This is a genomic window from Geobacter sp. DSM 9736, assembly GCF_900187405.1.
GTDB lineage: Bacteria > Desulfobacterota > Desulfuromonadia > Geobacterales > Geobacteraceae > DSM-9736.
Genome location: NZ_LT896716.1, coordinates 831,959 through 852,345, shown reverse-complemented (window position 1 = coordinate 852,345; position 20,387 = coordinate 831,959). Strand labels below are relative to the sequence as shown.

Genomic DNA, 20,387 nt, shown 5'->3' with positions numbered 1-20,387 from the left:
CCTTAAATTGCTGGTGGCTACTTTCATCCCTGCCCTACTTTTCGAGTTCTTTTATTGTTGAAAGAACTGCCTGCGTCGAGATCTGACGATCTCCGACGAGTTTCTTCCTCTTCTTCGTCTTCTGATTCTCCACCACAACAGTAGGCGTGGCAGTGACACCGAAGCCCTTATAAATTGACTCGAAAAGCTTTGCGCCGTTCATGAACTCCATGAAGTTGAGCTGCCTCACGGTCACGCCGAGCGGGGCTACGGCAGCCTGAACCTGCTCCGGTTCCGGACTTTTGGTTTTGCGGGAGAGTTCATCCAGCGCATGGCGCAGGGAAATGTATTTCGGTTTCTCGTAGAGCAAAAACTGAAGATGATAAGGGGTGAAGTTCACCGTTTCCTTGTGAATCGGCAAATCGATGAAGGCAACACGGGCGTTTTTGGCCACTTCAGGAAACATCCGCTTGATCTCCGGCTCTATCTTGCGGCAACTAGGGCAGAACCAGTCGCTTATATAGTAAACGGTGGTATCGCTCCGGGTGTTGCCTAGATAGATGTCCAGGCTTTCGCCGGCAGCCTCCTTTGTGACTCCCATCACTGCTACAGCAAACCCTGAAGTGACCGCAAGAAGTCCCAGAAAGACACGGGTGAGTCGCGTTTTCATGATGTCTCCATAGAAGTACCGGGTAATCTTCTTTTCCCGCGCAAGCAACACTGCTGCCACGAATACGGCGAGTGCAATCCACAGGCATACGGGGCACCAGCGGCCAATGACAAATTTCTGAAGCCAGATCAGGTGAAGTTCCGCCCCCACCGCCGCCAGGGTGAAGAAGAGCACGATTGTCCCGGCAGCAGCAAAATAGCGCCTGACAACTAGCAGAAAAACAAGAATTGCGAAGAAGCCCATTCCGAACCAGCCGAAATCCACCCCGAATATCGTATAAACCGCGGCCTCACTGCACGGGCCGGTGCAGACCTTAAGGGCTGACAGAATGGAGAGGATAAGCCCCGCAAAGACGGCCAGCCATATGCCGAAAATCTTGAATCGGGAAAAGGACCCCATTGCCGTCTCAGGCTTACTCTTCACACTGTAGAGAGGCACTTATTCCCGCACCCTCAATGCGAATTGTGACTTTCAACTTTTTCCTCTTCGACCGGCTTCTGCTTCCCATTGCTGGAATGATTGGGATGGGTTCTCGGCAGAAGGCACATGCACCCGGCAAGTGATAAAATGACCGCTACCAGTCCTACTAACGAGAGGGTCCTCATTTCTTGCTCCCTTTTTTATGATCTCTTGGATCCCTAGCCAGCTCGTTTTGTTACCGGGCCAAGTTGCCCGAACGCCTCCCAATCGGGAGGAGGATACATCTCTCTCTTCCAGTGCAGGCCGGCATTCCTAATCACCCCAGGCCGTTCAGCCTCAAAGATAAGACGGAATGCTAAGGAGAGAACTGTGAGCTGCTGCTCGATGTTGCCCGGCTCCCCAAGCGCATGGCCAAACGGGAAGCGAAGATAAAGCGCCCTTGGAGGAGGCGTCTTTTCTGTAACCTCCCTGACGATTGAGAGGCACACTGTAGAAATGCCTACCGATTCGATTGCACGAGCTACCAGCCCCACGGACCGGTTGCAGCTCCCTCAGGCCGGCACCAGCAATACGTAGTCAACTTTGGCATCGGCGAGCTTACCGGCTACTTCAGGACCTGAAATCCTGACCAAGGTATTGAGATGTGGGTCATCGATATGTCCCATGAACGCATAGGCCACAGGATGCAACGCTCCTACCACGCCTCTCTCAACCAGTTCCTGGAGCCTCTCGACCGGCAGAACGAGGTTCACGTCTGTGTCCGCATCGCGGTGGTCGTAGTAATCGTGGGTTATGGTGAGAGCTTCTCGTGGGGTGGACACAGGGATTTCTCGAAAAGAGGCGTCGCCGTTTGAGTCGCTCATGTCGAACGGCTTCTGGCTCTTCAGGTGTACACCGCCAGTAGTGACAAGTGCCACGACCGCTTCTCTTAACGGTTTGCCAGGTTCGGCCCACGGGACAAGGGATGTATTCATCTGGAGCCGCTGTCCCCATCGTGCTGCAAGGGACGGAAAGGCCGTGAAGATTCTTGCCATGACCACGTTCCTGGTGTGGGAAAACCTAATCATTTTTGCTCCTTCAAAAATGCATCCCTGCAGACGTCGGAGCAGAAATAGATCGTATGTCCTGGCCACTCAACCTTACTGGTAGCCGCAATCGAAGATATTCGCATTCCACATACCGGGTCGGTCACCAGGTTGTCCTTCTGGTAGAGAGGATGAGTCTCGAGACGCAGATAGGCGTCGAGGAACTGCTCGATCTTGCCTTCCACCCACAAGCCGACCGCCTCATCCGAGCCGTCAAACGGAAAGGTCGCTTCTTCATCCCGCTTGTATTCCATCAGAACCGGGAGTATCTCGAGTTCGTAGCGAGCAGTCAGTTCCGCATGCCTTTCACCGGGAAGTAGAGCCAGGTCCAGCGAAACAGTCGCTGGGAACCGGGGAGTGTGAGCGAACTTGCAGACGCAGTGGAAGTCAACATCACCATGACAGTCCATGATGGCGGCATTGTCGAAGTGTCGGATCAGCTCTTCCATGCGGGGATGCACCACCGACTCCATCATGCGACGGGCAACGGCTGAAAGCCGGTCCCGTTGCTCCAGCAGTTCCTTCATTGAACCGTCGATCCGTTTCTGCTGCTCCGAAAGATCGCGTTGATGCCGCGCGAGTCTGTCGGCTATTCTGCTCGATAACCGATGGGTCTCAGCCATAACCGTCACCTCCTGGGTGTGGTTAGCAGGGGCTTCAGTCCCTGAACGTTGCATGGCACTGGTTACAACGCATTTTCGCGGATTCAAAAGCGTCTCTGGCCCCTGCCAGATCTCCTTTATTGACCAGCATAGCAGTTTTTTGTACATCTCCTTCAAAGTCCGAGGCAATTTTTCTGAAGTTGCTGACTCTTTTTAGATTTTTGTGGGGTCTTGCATTCTTTAAATCGGGGATTGTGGCTGCTATTTTTCCGATTTCCTCAACAACGGTTGCAGATTCTCCGCTTGTCAGCGCTTGATCGATCTGCGCCTGGGCCTGCATGTACACCGGCATCATCCGGTGCAGTTTCTCCATTGCGGCATCTTTGGCATGACTCATTTCATGAACACTGCCTTCATGAGCGTATGCCCCAGTCTGAATAAACATCAATGTTCCAACCAGACAAGTAACATAAATATGGAATCTATTCATTGCTTCTCCGCTATCTTTACTTTACAGGATTTTGTGTTCTTTCTTCTGCGTTCAGGTCCTTCGTAAGAACCCGGGGCCTCCCCCCTGCCCCGCAGGGGACCCTGCTCAACCGAAACCCATCCGTCGGTCCGGTGAAATGCTACAATTTTGCCAGCATTTATGAGGTCGTCCAGTTGGTAATCTGCAACCATCCCCGCACTTTGGTCGTTATAAATCACTCGGATCATCATAACTCAATGCTCCTTCACCTCCAGGAGAAACTCCTGATCTCCTTCCCCGCTCCGTCCGAGCTTGTCCACCGCCTTCCACCGTACCTTCACCGGCATCCCCGCCTTGAACAGGGTAGCATCCTTGGGCTTGAGAACCGCAGCCATATCAAATACCGAGTGGTAGACTTCACCTTCAAAGGGAACGTCGTTCCTGCCGGCGATCTTTATCTCTTTGATGTCCACCGGCCGGTCGAAATAGGCGTTAACCTCTTCCACATCCTTCGCTCCCTTGTCCTTGACTGCGGTAATGCTCAGGAGCCTTGGTGGAGGAAGTTGCGCCACCGCATCTTCGTCGGGAACGAGTGGTTGCGTCGTCAGCCCGCCGTTCCCGAGAAAACGTGCCACATCTTTGCCACCCACGGTTCCTTTCTCTTTTCCATCTACCTGCACCCGGATATCCTTGATACCTGGAAATTGAAGAACGGACAGAGCCAGGGCATTCAGGAGCGCACGTTCCGCAGCCTTGTCTCCTGGGGAATCAAGGATTTCCTTGCTGAAGTTGACGGTAACCGTCCCCCTCTCTTCGATAAGGTCCAGCAGGTGGGTGCCCGGGTTGAGCGGCTGAAGGATCTCCCCCTTGTAGCTTCCCTCGTCCATTCCGCCCAACAGCCGCTCCACTGCCACCTTCTTCATGGTCTTCTCGTCGAAGGTGAAAAACGGAAATGGCACGATTTTCCCCGGCTCCTTGGCCGAAGGGAAATAAATGACGAAGGCATAGCAGGTCCCTTTGTCAGTAGTGGGAGTTGGGCCGAAATATTTTTCATAAGCTTTTGTTGCTGAGATCTTGGCAGGTCTTGCGCCCTGCGAAGTATCCTGATTACGGCAAGCAGCGGTCTGTAGAGCAAGAAGCATGATTATCGGAAACAAAAATCGGCGATGCATAATGGACACCGTACTCTCCTCTTTTTCTTCCCAGTAAGTGTTGTAGTTATATTAACCACATTTACCGGCTTTTGTAACCCATCCCGCCCGGGAGCATACGACTTTCGTTCCATGCCAGCATACTTCCGCTTCCTCCGGATACGGCCTGTCTTCCAAGGTACATTCTGCGGGTGATAGTAGATCTTTTTTTTGCGCCCATAATCGGACCAAACGATTATTAGAGCCATGGGAAAGGCCCCAATCTTGTTTCGCAAGTACATCTTCGTAGTGCAAAATTCGATATTTGGAAAATATCTGCAACAACTCGTTATCTGCAAAGGTTAAATCGTGAGCTAATAACCGCATTTTCAGGCTGTCACGGTGAAAAAACTCCAACATGACAACACCGCCGGGTTTTAGGCTTTCATGGACTTTATCAACTATAACACGGGCGAAAGGCACATAAGAAAGAACGACCAAATCCCATTGGTTTTTTCCAAAATCAAAAGTAGCAACATCCTGGGCTACGGTATTTATCTTTGTACCGGCCTCTCTGGCTTTCTCAACAGCTATCCTTATATCCATTTCGGAAATGTCAAACCCGGTCACATCCCACCCAAGGGTGCCCAAGTAGACGGCATTTCGCCCCGTGCCCATGGCCACATCAAGCGCCTTCCCAGGCTTCATTCCCCGAACCATATCCATAAGGAACACGTTAGGCTGCTGATTGAAATCTTCATAATAAGAAAGAGGGGGCGCGTTATTGTCAGTATTTATTCTTTTTGGCTCATCGCCTTGAACCGTTCCGGCCTGGAAAAGCAGTACCAACAGAAACGCAGGTAACATTCGCATGTTTGCCCCTTAATTGGCAGTTTTGGGTAAAGTTTATGAGTGTATCCTTCTAAAGTTATATTGTCAGGTCGTCGTCGCGCCATTCTTTACGGATTTGGTCAAGAAAATTGACATACTTGTCCACAGGGTGACAGATCATTCACTTATTTGAGTACGGCGCACCGCAAACAGTCACATCTGCGGTGCGCCGTTAACAGCCAAGAGAGCGTTTCTTTATTTCACGGTGTACCAGAACTTGGAACTCCGTACCTTGTCGTCTTTGACCTTGAATTTCGACATGACTCCATATTTCCCCTTCTTGTCCATAACGAAGTCCGCTCCGAAGTGACCTTCCATCGCCATCAGGTCTTTCGTTTGTTCGGTCTTGTCGGGAGCCTGCACCTTTACCGTCACGACTCCCTCAGTGATCGGCTTCCCGGTTTTGGCGTCCTTAAATTCCACCGCGACGTGATGGGTCTCCTTCATTCCCTTCGGCATCTCCATCTTCATGGCCTTCATGTGTTCCGCCATGCTCATTACTTTGAAAGTAACCTTTACTCCGTCAACCACTTCCTCGTGAGCTGCGTCCCCATGCTTGCCGTGATCCATCTTCATTGAGCCATGATCCATGGCTGCATGAACTGCGGGAACACCCAGGGCCAGAGATGCTACTGCGATGACTGCTGTGAGTTTTTTCATTCCTTCTCTCCTTTTGTTTGTAATTTCCCACCTTAGCAACCGGCGCCGATAGTGCGAAGATTGAAGCCTGCTAATGCTTCATCCCGGAATAGTGCAGCCTCCCCTTCTTCAGGTCATGTTTTTTCATCAGCACGAAGATGACCGGCGTCATGATGAGAACATGTATCGCTGACGAGATCATCCCTCCGATCATCGGCGCGGCGATAGGCTTCATCACGTCCGCACCGGTACCTGACGACCACATGATAGGAACGAGACCGATCAGTGCCACCGCCACCGTCATCAGCTTCGGCCTAAGCCGCAGCACCGCCCCTTCGAATGTCGCGTCATAAATGTCCTGCTCTGTACACGGACCGTTGATAAGCTTCTTGTCTAACGCCTCGTGGAGGTAGATGACCATCACCACGCCCGTCTCCACCGCCACCCCGTAGAGCGCAATAAAGCCCACCCATACAGCTACGGACATATTATAGCCGAGGAGCCAGACTAAATAGACCCCTCCCACCAGAGCAAACGGCACCGACAGCATAACCATGCTTGCTTCGAGGGCTGAGTGGAACGTGAAGTAAAGCAGGATGAATATGATCAGCATCCCGGCGGGAACGAGGATGCGGAGGCGCTCCTTCGCCCTGATCTGATTCTCCCACTGCCCCGACCATGCGACATAGTAGCCGGCAGGCAGCTTCAGCTGCTTCTCCAGCACCTGCTTGGCCTCACCGACAAAGCCTCCCATGTCGCGTCCGCGCACATTGAGGAAGACGATGGAGCGGAGCAGTCCCCCTTCGCTGTTGATCTCGGGAGCACCCGTAGAAACGTTAAGCTTCGTCACCTGGGAAAGAGGAACCTGCACCGGAGTTTCACCACTCATTCCCGAGACCAAGATCCGCTGAATGGACGGGATGTCGTCCCGATAGTCGCGCATGTAGCGGAGCCTGATCGGAAAGCGATTGCGCCCTTCCACTGACGTCGTAAGCATCTCGCCGCCTAGCGCGGTCTCGATCACGTCCTGGATATCCCCAACCTTGATACCGTAACGCGCTGCCGCTTCACGGTCGATGTCGATGTCGAGATAATTCCCACCGGTAACGCGTTCGGCTACAACATCCGCAGCCCCGGGAACCGTCTTCAGAATGCCCTCAGCCTGCACTGCCAGATCCTTGAGAACATTCAGGTCGTTACCGAAAATCTTCACTCCTAGGTCTGTCCGCACCCCAGTGGAGAGCATGTTAATTCGGTTGATGATTGGTTGCGTCCAGCCGTTTCTGACGCCGATCTGCTGAAGCTTCGCATCCAGTTCGGCGACGATGTCCGCCTTTGTCATTCCCGCCCGCCATTTGTCCTTGTCCTTCAGAATGATGATGCTCTCGAACATGGACACAGGCGCTGGGTCCGTCGAAGTCTCAGCGCGCCCCACCTTGCCCAGCACGTGCTCCACCTCCGGTACGCTTTTGATTATCTTGTCCTGCACCTGGATGAGACGCTTAGCTTCGCTGATGGAGATATTGGGAAGCGTCACCGGCATGTAGAGCAGTGAGCCCTCATCGAGTGGCGGCATGAATTCAGATCCGATCGACATGAACATGGGAATGGCGAGCGCAAGAGCGGCTATGTTAAGTGCTATAGTGCTCTTTTTGAACTTAAGGCACCATCGTATTACAGGCGAGTAGAGCCGGATGAAGAACATCGAGACCGGGTTGGACTCCTCCTTCGGCATCTTCCCGCGCATGAAGTAATACATCAGTACTGGCACGAGGGTGATGGCAATTATTGCCGACCCCATCATGGAAAAAGTCTTGGTGAACGCGAGAGGGTGAAAAAGTTTTCCTTCCTGGCCTTCAAGCAGGAAAACAGGCACGAACGAAAGAACTATTATGGCAAGTGAGAAGAAAATAGCCCTTCCAACCTGCTTGGCAGAGGAGATGACAATTTCCAACCGCCGCTCTTTCCGCTCTTCGGGTGGCGTCTCCGATAGATGCCGGTAACAGTTTTCCACCATGATTACGCCGGCATCGACCAGAACGCCAATGGCGATTGCAATGCCGCCGAGAGACATGATGTTGGAAGTGACCCCCATCAACTTCATCGTTATGAATGAAAAGAGAACTGCAATGGGGAGGGTTATCACCACCACGAGAGAACTGGTGAAGTGCAAGAGGAAGACGAGGATAACGAGCGAAACTACGACCGACTCCTCCAACAGAGCTTTCTTCAGTGTATCCACTGCCCGCATGATAAGGTCAGAGCGATCATAGGAGACCATGATCTTGACTCCTGGAGGAAGACCCTTCTCCAGAGCAGCAATCTTTTCCTTCACCCGATGGATGACGTCATGAGCATTCTCGCCGTAGCGCATGACGACAATTCCGCCAACTGCCTCCCCCTCGCCGTTCATGTCCAGCAGGCCGCGGCGAATGGCACCTCCCAGTTGTACAGTACCGAGGTTCCTGACGTAGATGGGAGTGCCGCGCATGTCGGCGCCGACGACTATATCTTCAAGGTCTTTGGTGGACTTGACGTAGCCTTTGCCACGGATGAGATACTCGGCATCCGACTGCTCCAGGAGCCGACCGCCGACGTCCTTATTGGAGCGCTGCACCGCCTCCATCACCTGTCCAGTGGTTATTTTGTATGAAAAGAGCCTGTTGGGATCTAGGTCGATCTGGTATTCCCTTACGAAGCCACCAATGGAGGCGACTTCCGCTACCCCCTGGACTGTATTGAGCTGATAGCGGACGAACCAGTCCTGAAGAGTTCTCAGTTGTTCCAGGTCGTACCCTTTTCCTTCAAGGGTATACCAGAAGACATGCCCAACGCCGGTGCCGTCGGGGCCGAGGGTCGGCCGCACGTTAGGCGGCAGAAGCGAAGCTGCATAATTCAGCCGCTCCAGAACCCGTGTTCTCGCCCAATAGATATCTGCCTTATCTTCGAAGATCACATAAATCATCGAGAAGCCGAAAGCCGAGGAGGCACGCACCGCCCGCACCTGCGGCAGCCCCTGGAGATTCACCGCCAGCGGATAGGTAACCTGGTCCTCCACCACCTGGGGAGACCGCCCGGGATACTCGGTGAAGACGATAACCTGGTTGTCAGATAGGTCGGGAATTGCATCGACGGGAGTCTTGTAGACAGCCCAGATTCCCCAAGCGATGATGAGCCCGTAGATCATGAAGATGATGATCCGGTTCTTCGCGGAATATTCGATAACTCTTTCGATCATTGAAAAACCTCGTTAGCGCGACGTGCTAGTGTTCAATTGTATTACGGCTAGGCCGACATCAGGCACGCAGCGTAATCACATCTTCATATCATCCATCTTTATGTCGTTCTTCTTTTCAGCCGGAGCGGCGCCGCCGTGACCTTCATGCCCTCCCGCCGGAGCCTGTGCTCCCTTATCTTCCTTCTTTTTCTCACCGTGGCCGGCGTGTCCTCCGGACCCACCTTTCAACTGGGCCTCCGAGTCGATCAGGTAACCGCCGCTGGAAGCGACCTTCTCTCCCGGCTTCAGGCCTTCAAGGATCTGCACGTAATCGGCCGTCCTCGCCCCTACCTTAACCTCACGCGGCTCGAACATTCCCGGTTTCATTTCGACCCAGGCCACCTGCCGCTTGCCCGTATCGATAACAGCAGCAATCGGCACAGCAAGGGTACGGCCCAGCGGCGTCTTAACCCTAGCGTTCACGTACATATCGGGCTTGAGCTTGAGTCCGGGGTTCGGTATTTCGACCCTCACCTTTACCGTCCGCGTCTTCGGATCAAGGAACGGATAGATGTAAGAGACGCGTCCAGAAAACGTCTTCTCCGGATACGACTGAGAAGTCACCTCCACCCGCTGTCCAACCTTCACAAAGGGAAATTCATTCTCATAAACCTCTACCTCGACCCACACGGTGGAGAGATCCGCTATAGCAAAGAGGGGTTCTCCCATGTTGACATATTGCCCTTCCAGAGCCATTTTCTCGATCACGATTCCGGAGAGGGGCGTGTAAATCGGTAATCTGATGTTGGGCTGTCCCCCTTTTTCCAGAGCTGCAAGCTGCTGCTCTTTAACTCCGAGAAGCAGCAGGCGCTGCTTAGCAGAGGAAACGAGTCCCGCGCCCCCCTGGGATATGGATGCTATGGGCGAATCCTTCAACCGGTCCCTGCTTCTCAACGCGAGAAGGTATTCCTGCTGTGCCGCCACCAGATCGGGCGAGTAAACCAGAGCGACTGGTTTGCTCTTGCTTACGTAATCACCGACGGCATTGACAAGAAGCTGGTCGATCCTGCCCGCAACCCAGGCGGTGACCTTCGCTTGGCGGCGCTGATCGTACTGGACTATACCGACTGCATTGATATCCTTATCGAGAGGGATTTCCTTCACCGCCGTCGTAGCGACGTTAGTGATGACCATCTGGGTCGGGGACATGGAAACGTGGCCTAGCATCTCCATCGTTTTTGCGTCCGCCTGTGCCCCCTCCACCTTCTTGACAAGCGTCATCCCGCAGATGGGGCAGGAGCCCGGCTTGTCTTTGATGATGAAGGGGTGCATCGGACAGGTGTAGAGTTCCTTGGCGTTTTCCGCTTTTGTCGTTCCCTGTGCACCGGCCTTCTGAGCTTTGGCATTCCAGAGGTAGTAGCCTCCGCCACCTGCCGCAACAACGGCGATCAAGAGCACGGGGATGATAATCTTCTTAGACATGAGCATGATCATAACCTCTCGGAAAATTAAAAAACGAAATCATTGAAAACTACGGCAATTCCCTGCCCACCAGCGCTTCAAGCTGCGCACGCTTCATCTCGTAATCCGCCAGGGAATCGTAGTATTCCCTTTCGTAGTTGAAGAGGGTTACCCGGCTGTCGAGAAGCGTGAGGAAGTCGACCTTCCCTACGCGATAGCTGATCACCGCCGACTCAAGGGCCTGCTCCGCCTGCGGAAGTATCCCAGTACGATAAAGAGCGATCAACTTGTCGCGCCGCTCGAGCTGGGCGAGAAGATCAGTGATACCTTGATTGATGGTATTGTTCTGGCTGTTAAGCTCTTCCGTCGCCATCCTGATTTCAGATGAAGACTCCGCAATCATCGCCTGCCGCCGTGCGCGCTGGACCGGGAGATTGAAAGTCACTCCAAGTGAGTACATGTCGTCTCCTACTTCCATCTCATCGATTCGATCGCGCTGCATGTATTCAAGCGAGATGTTGAAATCGGGGTAGTATTCCTTCTCGGCGAGCTTGTGCCCGGCAGATCCCTTGTCGATCTCGGCTTTCAGGCTTTTCAAAAGCGGCCTGTTTTCCTTTGCGGTTGCCCTGAGAGTATCGACCGAGGACGACACCTTGCGCGGGGTGAAATCCTCGATTTTCCCGAACGAGCTCTCTCCGCTGCGGTACAACAGGGCATTCATGGCTGCCTGCACCGATTTCCGCTGCTGCTCCAGGGTTATCCTCATATCGAGCATCTTCGACCGCTCCACCTGGGCTTTCAGCACGTCCTGCTGTACACCTTGGCCGACGGAATACTTGGTTTCGGCAAGTGCGATAAAATCATCGAGGATCTTGATGTTCTTGTCGACGATGTCGAGTTCCTTCTCAACGAACCACAGTTGGTACCAGCTTTCCTTCACCATCCGGGCAAGTTCGAGCTTGCGTTCCTCGATCTGCCACTGGTACGATTCCGCCTCTTTCGCAGCCACTTCCGACCTGAGAGCCCGCTTCCCCCAGAAGGGGAGTTGCTGGCTTATCCCAATCACCTTCTGGGTCATCGGATCGCGGCGGAAACTCAGCGGGTCCTTCACGAGCCCATTCTGGATCTTGAGCATGAGCATCGGGTCGTCGAACGATTTTGCCTGGGCGATCCGGTTCCTGAACATCTCCCATCGCGCCGACGAAGCCTTGATCTCCGGGTTGTTGGAGAGAGCCGTCTCCACGAGCCGTTGAAGATTTTCGGGCTCTTCGGCACGCGCCCCTTGCGAAATCCAGAGACCGCAGACTAACAAAGCGAGAACTATACGTTTCATTCTTACAGCTCCTGTATTTTCGATCAGACCTGTTAACTACATAAGCCGTGCCATACGGGTGTCAGTCGAAATTTCAGTGGGTTAAGCAGGTCGGCAAGCAAATTATCGCAGAATATTCAGCACCTAATTCATAATATTCTTCCATTGTTACATGAAATCTATCGGCAGCAAGGATATAGTAGTTTAATCGTCTGCAACTATTTTGGCTCTGGAGGCACGATTCCGTATTTCTCCAGCCGGTAAAGAAGTGTATGCCGGGGGATTCTCAAGAAACGAGCAGCAGCGGATTGATTCCAGTTATTACGCTCCAGGGCCTGGACGACCACTTCCCGCTCAAGCTGCTCAAGTGAGTAGCCCTCATCGGGAAGGGTAATAACGAGTTTGACGGAGCTATCGTGTCCGGTGCGGATTTTCTCTGGCAAATCGGACAATGGTATAACCTTGCCCGTCCGCATGATGAGCATCCGCTCGATGGTGTTCTCCAGTTCCCGCACGTTGCCAGGCCATGAGTAAAAGAGCATGGCTTCCATGGCGTCCTCGGAAAGGGAAACACCGGCACCGCCAGACTTTTTCAGGAAGTGGTCTATGAGAAGGGGAATGTCTTTCTTTCTCTCTCTTAGCGAAGGGACAGAGATGGGAATGACTGACAACCGGTAGAAAAGATCCTCTCGAAAAGAGCCATCCACAGTTGCTTTTTCGAGATCACGGTTCGTGGCTGCCACGACACGAACATCGAGGCGCTGCTCTTTTGCACCTCCAACAGGTTCCACTACACGTTCCTGAAGAGCCCGCAGAAGCTTTGGTTGAAGTTCCAGCGGGAGTTCTCCGATCTCATCTAGAAAGATAGTGCCGCCCTTTGCCTGTTGAAATTTACCTTCCTTGTCACGAACGGCGCCTGTGAATGCCCCCTTGACGTGTCCGAACAGTTCACTTTCCATCAATTCTCGAGGAATGGCGGCACAATTGATGGCAAGGAACTTCCCTTTCCGGCGCGAACTCTGTTCGTGGAGTGCTCTGGCAACAAGCTCTTTGCCGGTTCCGGACTCTCCGGTGATGAGAACAGTCGCTTCGGTATTTGCTACGCGTTTTATAATATCGATTAGATGCCACATTACCTGGGAGTTACCTATAATGCCCCGGGTAAGGGGAGCAAACAAACGATCCCCTTCCTGTTGCAGTAAACCCGCCTCAATCGCACGTCGCACGGTCACCTTCAGCTCGTCCCGATTAAAGGGTTTCGCTATGTAATCAAAAGCTCCGTGCTTCATCGCCTCTACCGCGGCCCCCACTGCCCCGAAAGCCGTGATAATGATCACCTCCGTTTGCGGAGAAGCCTTTTTGACCGCCTTCAACACCTGGTAACCATCCATTCCTGGCATTTTAACGTCCGTTATCACAAGCTCCGGATTCATCTTGTGAAAAAGCGCGAGGCCGTCTTCGCCGGAGGCAGCAGTACGCACTTCGTAACCTTCTTCCTGAAGGTTGTATTCGAGAACTCTACGGAACGACGCGTCGTCGTCGATAATCAGGATTTTTGCACTCATGTCGCCTCCAGCTCCTTGCGCATCAAAGGCAGGCGCACACATACCGATGTGCCCCGCCCCACCTCACTCTGCAAGGTGACAGAGCCTCCGTGCGCCTGGATGATCTTTCGTGTGACCGCAAGGCCCAGACCGGTGCCGCTTTCCTTGGTCGTGTAGAACGGTTCGAATATCTGCTCCATGACATCACCGGATATACCGCCGCCGGTATCATCGAAGCTGAGCAGAATCCAGCGCCCCCCATCCAGTTCACTGAGAGCGGCAGTCACCGTCACCTTTCCACCGGATGGAGTCGCTTGCAGGGCGTTGAGCAGAATATTGAGGAATGCCTGTCGCAGCTTCTCTCCGTCAGCCTGGATCAGGGGGAGTGGCACATCCTTGAGTTCCAGGTCAATGCCGCGCTTCCGGGCCTCTATTCTTGCCAGCGTTGCCACGGCACGCAATTCCTGAATTATGTCACAGGCAGTCATGGTTGCCGGCCGTGGACGGGCAAGCCTCAGGAAGTCCTCGACCACCCGGTTGAGCCGCTCAGACTCCTTGAGAAGTATCTGGATGAACTCATACTTCCTGTCACCAGGACTGTAGTCATCCCTCAATATCTCAGCGGTTCCCTGAATGGACCCTAAAGGATTCCTGATTTCGTGGGCAAGAACTGCGGACAATTCCCCAAGGGTCGAAAGTCTCTCGGCCCTGCGAAGCTCATCCTCGATACGTACAATTGTCTCGGCTTGGAACTGTAACGTAAGGTTCGATTCCTCGAGTATTTTCCGCTGATTTGTTTCCCTCTCCGACAAAAACCCTGTTACTCCACCAACGACGTTATAGAGAAGAATTTCGAGATAACGTTCCAGCTCCATGGCGGTATGTGGTCCCCACTGAAAGATGAGGTGTGGGATGTACAGGAAACTGACGCAGAGAGCACAGCCGAGGCCGCCGCGCAACCCGAACCAGAAAGCCGCAAGAATGATCGGCAGATGGTATAGTCTCTGGAATATGTCGTGCAGCATCGGCCTGTTCAGCGGCGTCAGGTAATGGAAAAGACTGATGCCGCCGATAAATGCGGTAAGGACCAGTAACCGTATGCCGGTTTGACGAATGCTTCTTGCGGTCATCTCTTTCTCGAAAATCCACAGTCCTGCTTCACTTGGAGACGAACAGGGTCTTATCTGCATTTCCATCCCTGCCTCCATTGATTGCGTTGGCTTCGTAAGCTTTTTGCAGCTATCATGACTGCAATTTTTTTCAATGTTGCCATTGGATATGCTACAGCCTTGCGGATCTCGGCCGCCTTTTGGTGTTTGCGTTGGCGATGTTGCTCGAAATGAGGTTCATCCGCCTCCGTTCCGTGGTCACCACTGACCTGCTATATCTTGCACGGTCGAGATTGACTGATTGCCTCACTCTCACTTTATTGGAGGACGTCACACTTTTGGAGGAAGCAGGTTCAAGTCGTCTAGAAGGTCTTCCACGCTAACCGGCTTCTCAAAAACCCGCTCAATGCCCGCCTCCGCAATTTGAGATGCTTTGTCATCAACCGGGGCACCAGTGATCAACATGATGCGTATTTCCGGGACGATCGCTTTCGCTTGCCTGGCCAGTTCAATACCGTCCATCTCCTCCATGTTGAGGTCCGTAAGCAGAATAGAGTACCCTGCATCCGTATCGAGTAGCGCGATTGCCTCTTCTCCGCTGGATAGGCAGTCCACTGGCACACCATATCTGGCGAAGGCATTTTTCAGCAGCAGAAGGATTTCATGGTCATCATCTACAACCAGAACAGTTGCGTTTTCCATGAGACCTCCTCCTCGTGACCCTTTCCGTCCAACGTGAAGCATAGGTTACACCACAAGACCATCCTTCAGCTGGATCGTCCTGTCGGCATATACGCAGTTTTCCGGGTTGTGGGTAACCATGATGACCGTCTGCCCCTCGTTATTGAGCTCTCTGAATAGGGACATGATTTCCTCGCTGTTCTTGGAATCGAGGTTCCCGGTCGGCTCGTCAGCAAAGAGTATATGGGGACGGTTGACGATGGCCCTTGCGATTGCTACCCGCTCCTGCTCTCCGCCGGAAAGCTGATTCGGCAGCCGGTCGCACTTCCCGCCCAGCCCGACCTGTTCCAAGGCCCGTCGCGAAGTTTCCCGTTTCTCGCTGGTTTTCCGGGATGCTACCGTAAGGGGAAGCATTACGTTTTCCAGGGCTGTAAGGTAAGGGATCAAATGGAATGACTGGAAGACGAATCCGAAGTTACGGGCACGAAAATCAGCCAGTGGTTCATCTCCAAGGGCGTAAATATTAGTACCGCCCACTTCGACCCTTCCCGCGGTTGGATGGTTCATTCCGCCGAGAATTGAAAGCAGTGTGCTCTTACCCGATCCCGACTGCCCCATTATGGTGATGAACTCGCCATCCTCTACGCCGATGTCTACCCCGCGCAAAGCTTCTACTGTCTCTCCACCACAGGTATATTGTTTTGTTAGATTGTTTATTTCTATCAGTGCCATTGAAACCTCTCTTACAACGCCCGAAGCGCTTCGGTTGGATCCATGCGGCTTGCATGGAGCGCAGGATACAGGCTTGCGAGCAAGCCAATAGTTACAGCAATACTAATTGAGCCTGATGCCACCAATGAATCCCAAACCAGTGCGGCATTCTTTGATTCGGCCATAAATGGCAGAGCCAGCTTAGCCGCCCCCATTCCAGACAGGTACCCGAATATTCCGGCCAAGAGGCTTACCAGTGCAGCTTCCAATAGGATGATCCTCATGATGTGGCTCTTGCGGAAACCTATGGCTCGAAAGACACCTATTTCGGTAGTCCGCTCATTCACACTTCCCATCATGGTCACGAACACGATCAGCGAGCCGATGAATATCACCACACCGGATACTCCGTACGAAAACCGTTTGAACTGATCGAGAGTCTTTAGTCGTGACTCCACCACCTGCTGGATCGCGTTAACTTTCGCATCGGGAAGCTTTTCAGCGATCTGCACCACCATATCGCCAATTGGGCACCCGGCGCACAGAGCGGCCACTTCGACAAGTGTAATCTTCCCTTGCTTGCCAAGGATCTTTTGTGCCGTCGCCAGGGGAGCGAAGACCAGTGAATCATCCTGGGACCCCGTCTGCTCCAGGATTCCTGCAACCTTCAGCGTGTTGCCGCCAATCTCAATCGTGTCGCCCGAGGAGAGGTGAAGCGTATCGGCTGTCGTGCTGCCCAGAAGAACCTCGTCATCGGCTTTCGGAGCATCTCCGAAAATCTGCCACCACTGCTTCATCTTCAGCTCGTCCTCGAAGCGGACCCCGACAAGAAGGACGTTTTTATCCTTTAGCTTCGCAGCGCCGAGCACTTTTGGTGAAACAGAAAGAATGTTCCGGCTGTTCTTTATGCTCTTTATCTTTGCCAGATCCTCTTCCCTGATCTCCCGCTGATCGAAGCTGACCTGGCCTAAACTGATCCCGCCGTAGCTCATCGCCAGATCTTCGCTTTTCGGTGTAATCAGGATATTGGCGCCGAATTCGTCCATTTTTCGGCCTATGTCCTGGGACATCGACTCGGTCAGAGTAATGAGGGTAACTATCGTGGCAATGCCTACCATGAGACCGATAGTGAGGAACGCCATTTTGGCTTTTCTGCGTCGCAGGTTGTTCAGTGAAATATTGTGAAGTTTCATGTCTCTTAGGCTCCGCGGTTCTAGAAGTAACGTGCACCCTGCTTCAGGTCTTCGATTTTAAAAGTGACATTGCGGCCATCATTGGTGCCGGGAAGATACGCAGGATTGCAGCCGCCGACTGAATGCGGGCCGATCCGATTTACCAGGAATTTCTTCCCGCAGTTCTTGCACAGCATCGAATCCCCATCTTGGACATACCCTTTCTTATCCCTGAAACAGACGTCGCAGGAATCGAAGGCGGTATGGAGCTGTCCGTCGCTCCCCTTCACGATGAAGAACCCAATTTCTTTGCCGCCGTCACTGATCCGGTAAAAATGAGCGCTGCCGTCAGAAACTTTGGCAACCGGAACGGTGACCAATCCGTTCACCGGCTTTACCTTCTGGGATTTCGATAACCCCGGAATGTTAAGGGCGAAGACGGTAGCTACTCCGGCGAGGAGGAATGCCACAGCCAAGAGACTCCATCGCAGACCAGTCTTGGCAGTGGGTTGCTTGCTGTTTTTTGCTGTCGTTTCTTCACATACCTGATTTCTTTTTCGTGCTGCCTTTCCCATGATTATGCTCCCCTTTATGCTGTTTTACTTGCTGCCCTGATTGCAACAGCCGCATCCGCTGCCGAAACTCTGCTTCACGGCTGCGGCCTTACCCGTTTCCTTCTCGAATGCTTCTTTATCGGCGGTTTTATAAACACCACTCGGATAACCGGCGTCAGTGACAACCGACGCCAATCGTTCGGCATCGATTGCTTTTGAAGCATGCCATACCGTTACCTTTCCCGCTTCAATGTCGACGTCAACAGATGCAACGCCCTGCTGCGCCTCAAGGGCTTTTGTGATTTTCGCTGCACAGCTGCCGCAGGAGAGTTTCTCGGCTTTCAGAACCGTTACCGTGTCTGCCGTCTGTGCAGCCCCAAAACAAACGGCCGCAAAGAACATAAGTACTGCCATCCCGGTTACCACAAACCAGCTCACCTTCTTTGAAATATGCATGATGCTACCCCCCTTTAATTCTTACCGCCGCCGCACCCGCCACCGCAGCCGCTCTGGGCTACCTTGATCCCGAAATCACGACCGGCGATCCTGCGAAAATCCTCGATATACATCTTTTCCATAAGCCAGCTTCTGAAGCCGGTTCTGTTGACCGCGTCTGCAAAAGTCTCCGGCTTGGCGCTTTTAGAGTCATAGCCGACAAGGACCCACCCGCCATTTACATCCACTTCAACTCCAGCCGTCCCAGGCAATCGCATGAGAGCTTTTTCTATTTTCCCCGCACAACTGCCGCATGTCATGCCCACAGTTCGCAGAACCGCAACATATTCGGCTACCGGCCTTATGCGAACATGAAAAGCCAGCACACCAAGAACCGCGAGAACGGCCACAACAAGAACGAAATTTATTATTGTCTTTTTGTTCAGATTCGGCTTCATCTGGCTTACCTCCGCTAACCAGAGTTATCAAAAGCCGTACCAACTCGCTAAGCGTCTGTTACTTGGCCCTTCTTTTGAAAAAGAAAGTTGTTAGGCAAGGGTTGAGACGAGGAATATTGAGCAGCGCATGAGGGATATTCTACAAGGCATGTCAAGTCGGAGGATATTGATTACGAACTCTTTCCCATTCAGCAGGTGTGATATTAATAAAAATCTCCACGGCAGCGGGATCGAGCCAGGAACCGCTTTTTTTTCTTATCATTTCGGTGGCGTGATCGTAATCAAGGCCGGCATGATATCCGGTCAACTCATCAAAAATCTCCGCAACCATGAAAAGCCTGGCTCCCCATGGTATTTCTTCACCTTTCAGGCCCCTGGGATATCCGCTGCCGTCATATCTTTCCTGGTGGGTAAGGACGATTTCCGCTGCATCGCGAAGAAAGCCGATCTTCTGCAATAGCCTGTATCCCTTCTCCGGATGTGCACGAAATATTTTCAACTCTTCCGGGGAATAGCCGGCATGCTTTAGAAATAGGGTGTCAGGAACGGAAATCTTGCCTACATCGTGCAAGAGAGCACCAAGGCTTATTGATTTCTTCTCCTTTTCAGACACGCCGGCTCGTTCCGCTAAAAGCACGGTGTATTCCCTTACCCGCTGGGAATGGAGGGGAGTATTTTTTCCCCTCAGGTCGAGGCTTGAAACCAGAGCCAGAAGCGTCTCTTCCTGAGATTTTGCAAGGTCTTGCAGTAAAGCCTTCTGGCGGTCAAACAGAACACCCGGAACAAGTCCAACTACCCAGAAGGTCGCCAATTCCCCGAACTGATTTGCCTGCTCCATATAATCACCGGGCCAATCCAGAACGGCATGAGACAGAAACGCCACACTGATGACCGATGTGACGAGTGTGGCTCCCTTCAGACCAAACCATGCCGCTGCCATCACAGGCGGAAGAAAATACAACTTTCGCAGAATGATGTGAACCATGTGGGAAGTATGATCTTCGGTGGGGATGGAGAAATGAAAAAAAGTGATAACGAATATCAAAAAGATGAGAATTGCAGCTTTTGTCTTTCCGCTTTCGTCACTCATTCTCAATCTCCCGCCAATCATCTTCGAACCCGATTCAGGGCCAGATCAGTGCTTCATATCGCCACGAATGTGATGATGACTCCCATTCAACGATTGCTTCAGCCCTCTGTATTCCGATGCAGACAGCTCAGGAAGCCCCTTCACGAAAGCTGTGACGGACCAGAGCTCTTTTTCGGAATGTGTTGGACCGAACGCGGGCATACCGGTCATTCTTATCCCGTTCTCGACAACCCAGTAGATTTCCGAGGGTTTTAACTTTTTTGCGGCAACTGCAAGATCAGGGGGTCTTGGGTTCAGCCCTTTTCCGACTTCACCGGGATCTACACCCGGCGCTCCGTGGCATCCGGCGCACATTTCATTGTAACCCGAAAATCCATCTGCTTTTGAGAGTGGATACGAGGGGGCTTTGAAGTTTCTCGCATGAAAGACTACTGAACGCTCCATAGTAATCTGCATGACTGCCTTTGTGATTGTCCAATGCTCGCTTGTCGCGGCTACATTGTAGAAGCCGGAATAGATGACGAGGAGACTCGCCGCCGGCAGACCCAAGGCGGCCGCGACAATTATGCTGCAGATGGATCTTGCATTAACCACGTTCATTCATCCTCCTTACCCGGGCCGTATTGCCTCATGCCGATATGCAGTATCGGGTTTATTGCGCCGAGCACACATACTGCATGCCCCTGAAGGTCTCTTACTGAAAGATGCATCACGAATGTACAGCAACCGAATTTTACTGCACATTGCGACGACAGCAA

At 52.7% G+C, this 20,387-nt stretch carries 22 protein-coding genes; all 22 read right to left on the bottom strand.

Annotation, left to right across the window (positions count from 1 at the left end; all coding sequences use genetic code 11):
- Positions 1-34 precede the first annotated feature (34 nt).
- Positions 35-1,048 carry a thioredoxin domain-containing protein gene (locus CFB04_RS03995; protein WP_088534072.1) on the bottom strand — a complete coding sequence of 338 codons (1,014 nt, stop codon included), beginning with the start codon at positions 1,046-1,048 and terminating at the stop codon, positions 35-37.
- Positions 1,049-1,287: 239 nt separating this feature from the next.
- Positions 1,288-2,133 carry a glycine/sarcosine/betaine reductase selenoprotein B family protein gene (locus tag CFB04_RS18495; RefSeq protein WP_369833272.1) on the bottom strand — a complete coding sequence of 282 codons (846 nt, stop codon included), beginning with the start codon at positions 2,131-2,133 and terminating at the stop codon, positions 1,288-1,290.
- Positions 2,133-2,777: a YHS domain-containing protein gene (locus CFB04_RS03980; protein ID WP_088534070.1), complete on the bottom strand. Its 645-nt coding sequence runs from the start codon at positions 2,775-2,777 to the stop codon at positions 2,133-2,135. The genes CFB04_RS18495 and CFB04_RS03980 overlap by 1 nt, the downstream gene beginning before the upstream one ends.
- Before the next feature lie 34 nt (positions 2,778-2,811).
- Positions 2,812-3,246: a cytochrome c gene (locus CFB04_RS03975; RefSeq protein WP_088534069.1), complete on the bottom strand. Its 435-nt coding sequence runs from the start codon at positions 3,244-3,246 to the stop codon at positions 2,812-2,814.
- On the bottom strand, positions 3,243-3,476 hold the full coding sequence (locus CFB04_RS18020; RefSeq protein ID WP_088534068.1) for a GSU3473 family protein: 234 nt from the start codon (positions 3,474-3,476) through the stop codon (positions 3,243-3,245). The genes CFB04_RS03975 and CFB04_RS18020 overlap by 4 nt, the downstream gene beginning before the upstream one ends.
- Before the next feature lie 3 nt (positions 3,477-3,479).
- The gene (locus CFB04_RS03965; RefSeq protein WP_255396965.1) at positions 3,480-4,367 is read right to left on the bottom strand and encodes a GerMN domain-containing protein; all 888 of its coding nucleotides are present in this window, start codon (positions 4,365-4,367) and stop codon (positions 3,480-3,482) included.
- Positions 4,368-4,448: 81 nt separating this feature from the next.
- Positions 4,449-5,228 carry a bifunctional 2-polyprenyl-6-hydroxyphenol methylase/3-demethylubiquinol 3-O-methyltransferase UbiG gene (locus tag CFB04_RS03960; RefSeq protein ID WP_088534067.1) on the bottom strand — a complete coding sequence of 260 codons (780 nt, stop codon included), beginning with the start codon at positions 5,226-5,228 and terminating at the stop codon, positions 4,449-4,451.
- Positions 5,229-5,441: 213 nt separating this feature from the next.
- Positions 5,442-5,906, bottom strand: a complete 465-nt coding sequence (locus CFB04_RS03955; protein WP_088534066.1) for a hypothetical protein — start codon at positions 5,904-5,906, stop codon at positions 5,442-5,444.
- Between the two features lie 70 nt (positions 5,907-5,976).
- Positions 5,977-9,123, bottom strand: a complete 3,147-nt coding sequence (locus tag CFB04_RS03950) for an efflux RND transporter permease subunit (RefSeq protein WP_088534065.1) — start codon at positions 9,121-9,123, stop codon at positions 5,977-5,979.
- A gap of 75 nt (positions 9,124-9,198) precedes the next feature.
- On the bottom strand, positions 9,199-10,590 hold the full coding sequence (locus CFB04_RS03945) for an efflux RND transporter periplasmic adaptor subunit (RefSeq protein ID WP_088536692.1): 1,392 nt from the start codon (positions 10,588-10,590) through the stop codon (positions 9,199-9,201).
- A gap of 43 nt (positions 10,591-10,633) precedes the next feature.
- The gene (locus tag CFB04_RS03940) at positions 10,634-11,896 is read right to left on the bottom strand and encodes a TolC family protein (RefSeq protein ID WP_088534064.1); all 1,263 of its coding nucleotides are present in this window, start codon (positions 11,894-11,896) and stop codon (positions 10,634-10,636) included.
- Between the two features lie 197 nt (positions 11,897-12,093).
- Positions 12,094-13,440, bottom strand: coding sequence for a sigma-54 dependent transcriptional regulator (locus CFB04_RS03935; protein WP_088534063.1), 1,347 nt, complete (start codon positions 13,438-13,440; stop codon positions 12,094-12,096).
- Entirely contained in the window at positions 13,437-14,549 is a 1,113-nt protein-coding gene (locus CFB04_RS03930; RefSeq protein WP_088536691.1) for a nitrogen regulation protein NR(II), read from the bottom strand. Before CFB04_RS03930 ends, CFB04_RS03935 begins: the two co-directional genes overlap by 4 nt.
- A 151-nt stretch (positions 14,550-14,700) precedes the next feature.
- Entirely contained in the window at positions 14,701-14,790 is a 90-nt protein-coding gene (locus CFB04_RS18490; protein WP_088534062.1) for a flagellar basal body protein, read from the bottom strand.
- 68 nt (positions 14,791-14,858) lie between these two features.
- Positions 14,859-15,230 carry a response regulator gene (locus tag CFB04_RS03920; RefSeq protein ID WP_157698710.1) on the bottom strand — a complete coding sequence of 124 codons (372 nt, stop codon included), beginning with the start codon at positions 15,228-15,230 and terminating at the stop codon, positions 14,859-14,861.
- Between the two features lie 45 nt (positions 15,231-15,275).
- Complete coding sequence (locus CFB04_RS03915; protein ID WP_088534060.1) at positions 15,276-15,941, bottom strand: ABC transporter ATP-binding protein; 666 nt, start codon at positions 15,939-15,941, stop codon at positions 15,276-15,278.
- Between the two features lie 11 nt (positions 15,942-15,952).
- Positions 15,953-17,113 (bottom strand): FtsX-like permease family protein, encoded by a 1,161-nt coding sequence (locus CFB04_RS03910; protein WP_088534059.1) that lies wholly within the window; start codon positions 17,111-17,113, stop codon positions 15,953-15,955.
- Positions 17,114-17,133: 20 nt separating this feature from the next.
- A complete protein-coding gene (locus CFB04_RS03905; RefSeq protein ID WP_088534058.1) occupies positions 17,134-17,667 on the bottom strand; it encodes a DUF2318 domain-containing protein in 534 nt (177 codons plus the stop codon).
- Between the two features lie 24 nt (positions 17,668-17,691).
- Positions 17,692-18,102 carry a heavy-metal-associated domain-containing protein gene (locus CFB04_RS03900; RefSeq protein WP_088534057.1) on the bottom strand — a complete coding sequence of 137 codons (411 nt, stop codon included), beginning with the start codon at positions 18,100-18,102 and terminating at the stop codon, positions 17,692-17,694.
- Positions 18,103-18,116: 14 nt separating this feature from the next.
- On the bottom strand, positions 18,117-18,539 hold the full coding sequence (locus CFB04_RS03895; protein WP_172825434.1) for a heavy-metal-associated domain-containing protein: 423 nt from the start codon (positions 18,537-18,539) through the stop codon (positions 18,117-18,119).
- Positions 18,540-18,690: 151 nt separating this feature from the next.
- Complete coding sequence (locus CFB04_RS03890) at positions 18,691-19,629, bottom strand: HD-GYP domain-containing protein (protein ID WP_088534056.1); 939 nt, start codon at positions 19,627-19,629, stop codon at positions 18,691-18,693.
- Between the two features lie 45 nt (positions 19,630-19,674).
- Positions 19,675-20,229 carry a cytochrome c gene (locus tag CFB04_RS03885; RefSeq protein WP_088534055.1) on the bottom strand — a complete coding sequence of 185 codons (555 nt, stop codon included), beginning with the start codon at positions 20,227-20,229 and terminating at the stop codon, positions 19,675-19,677.
- Positions 20,230-20,387: the final 158 nt, after the last annotated feature.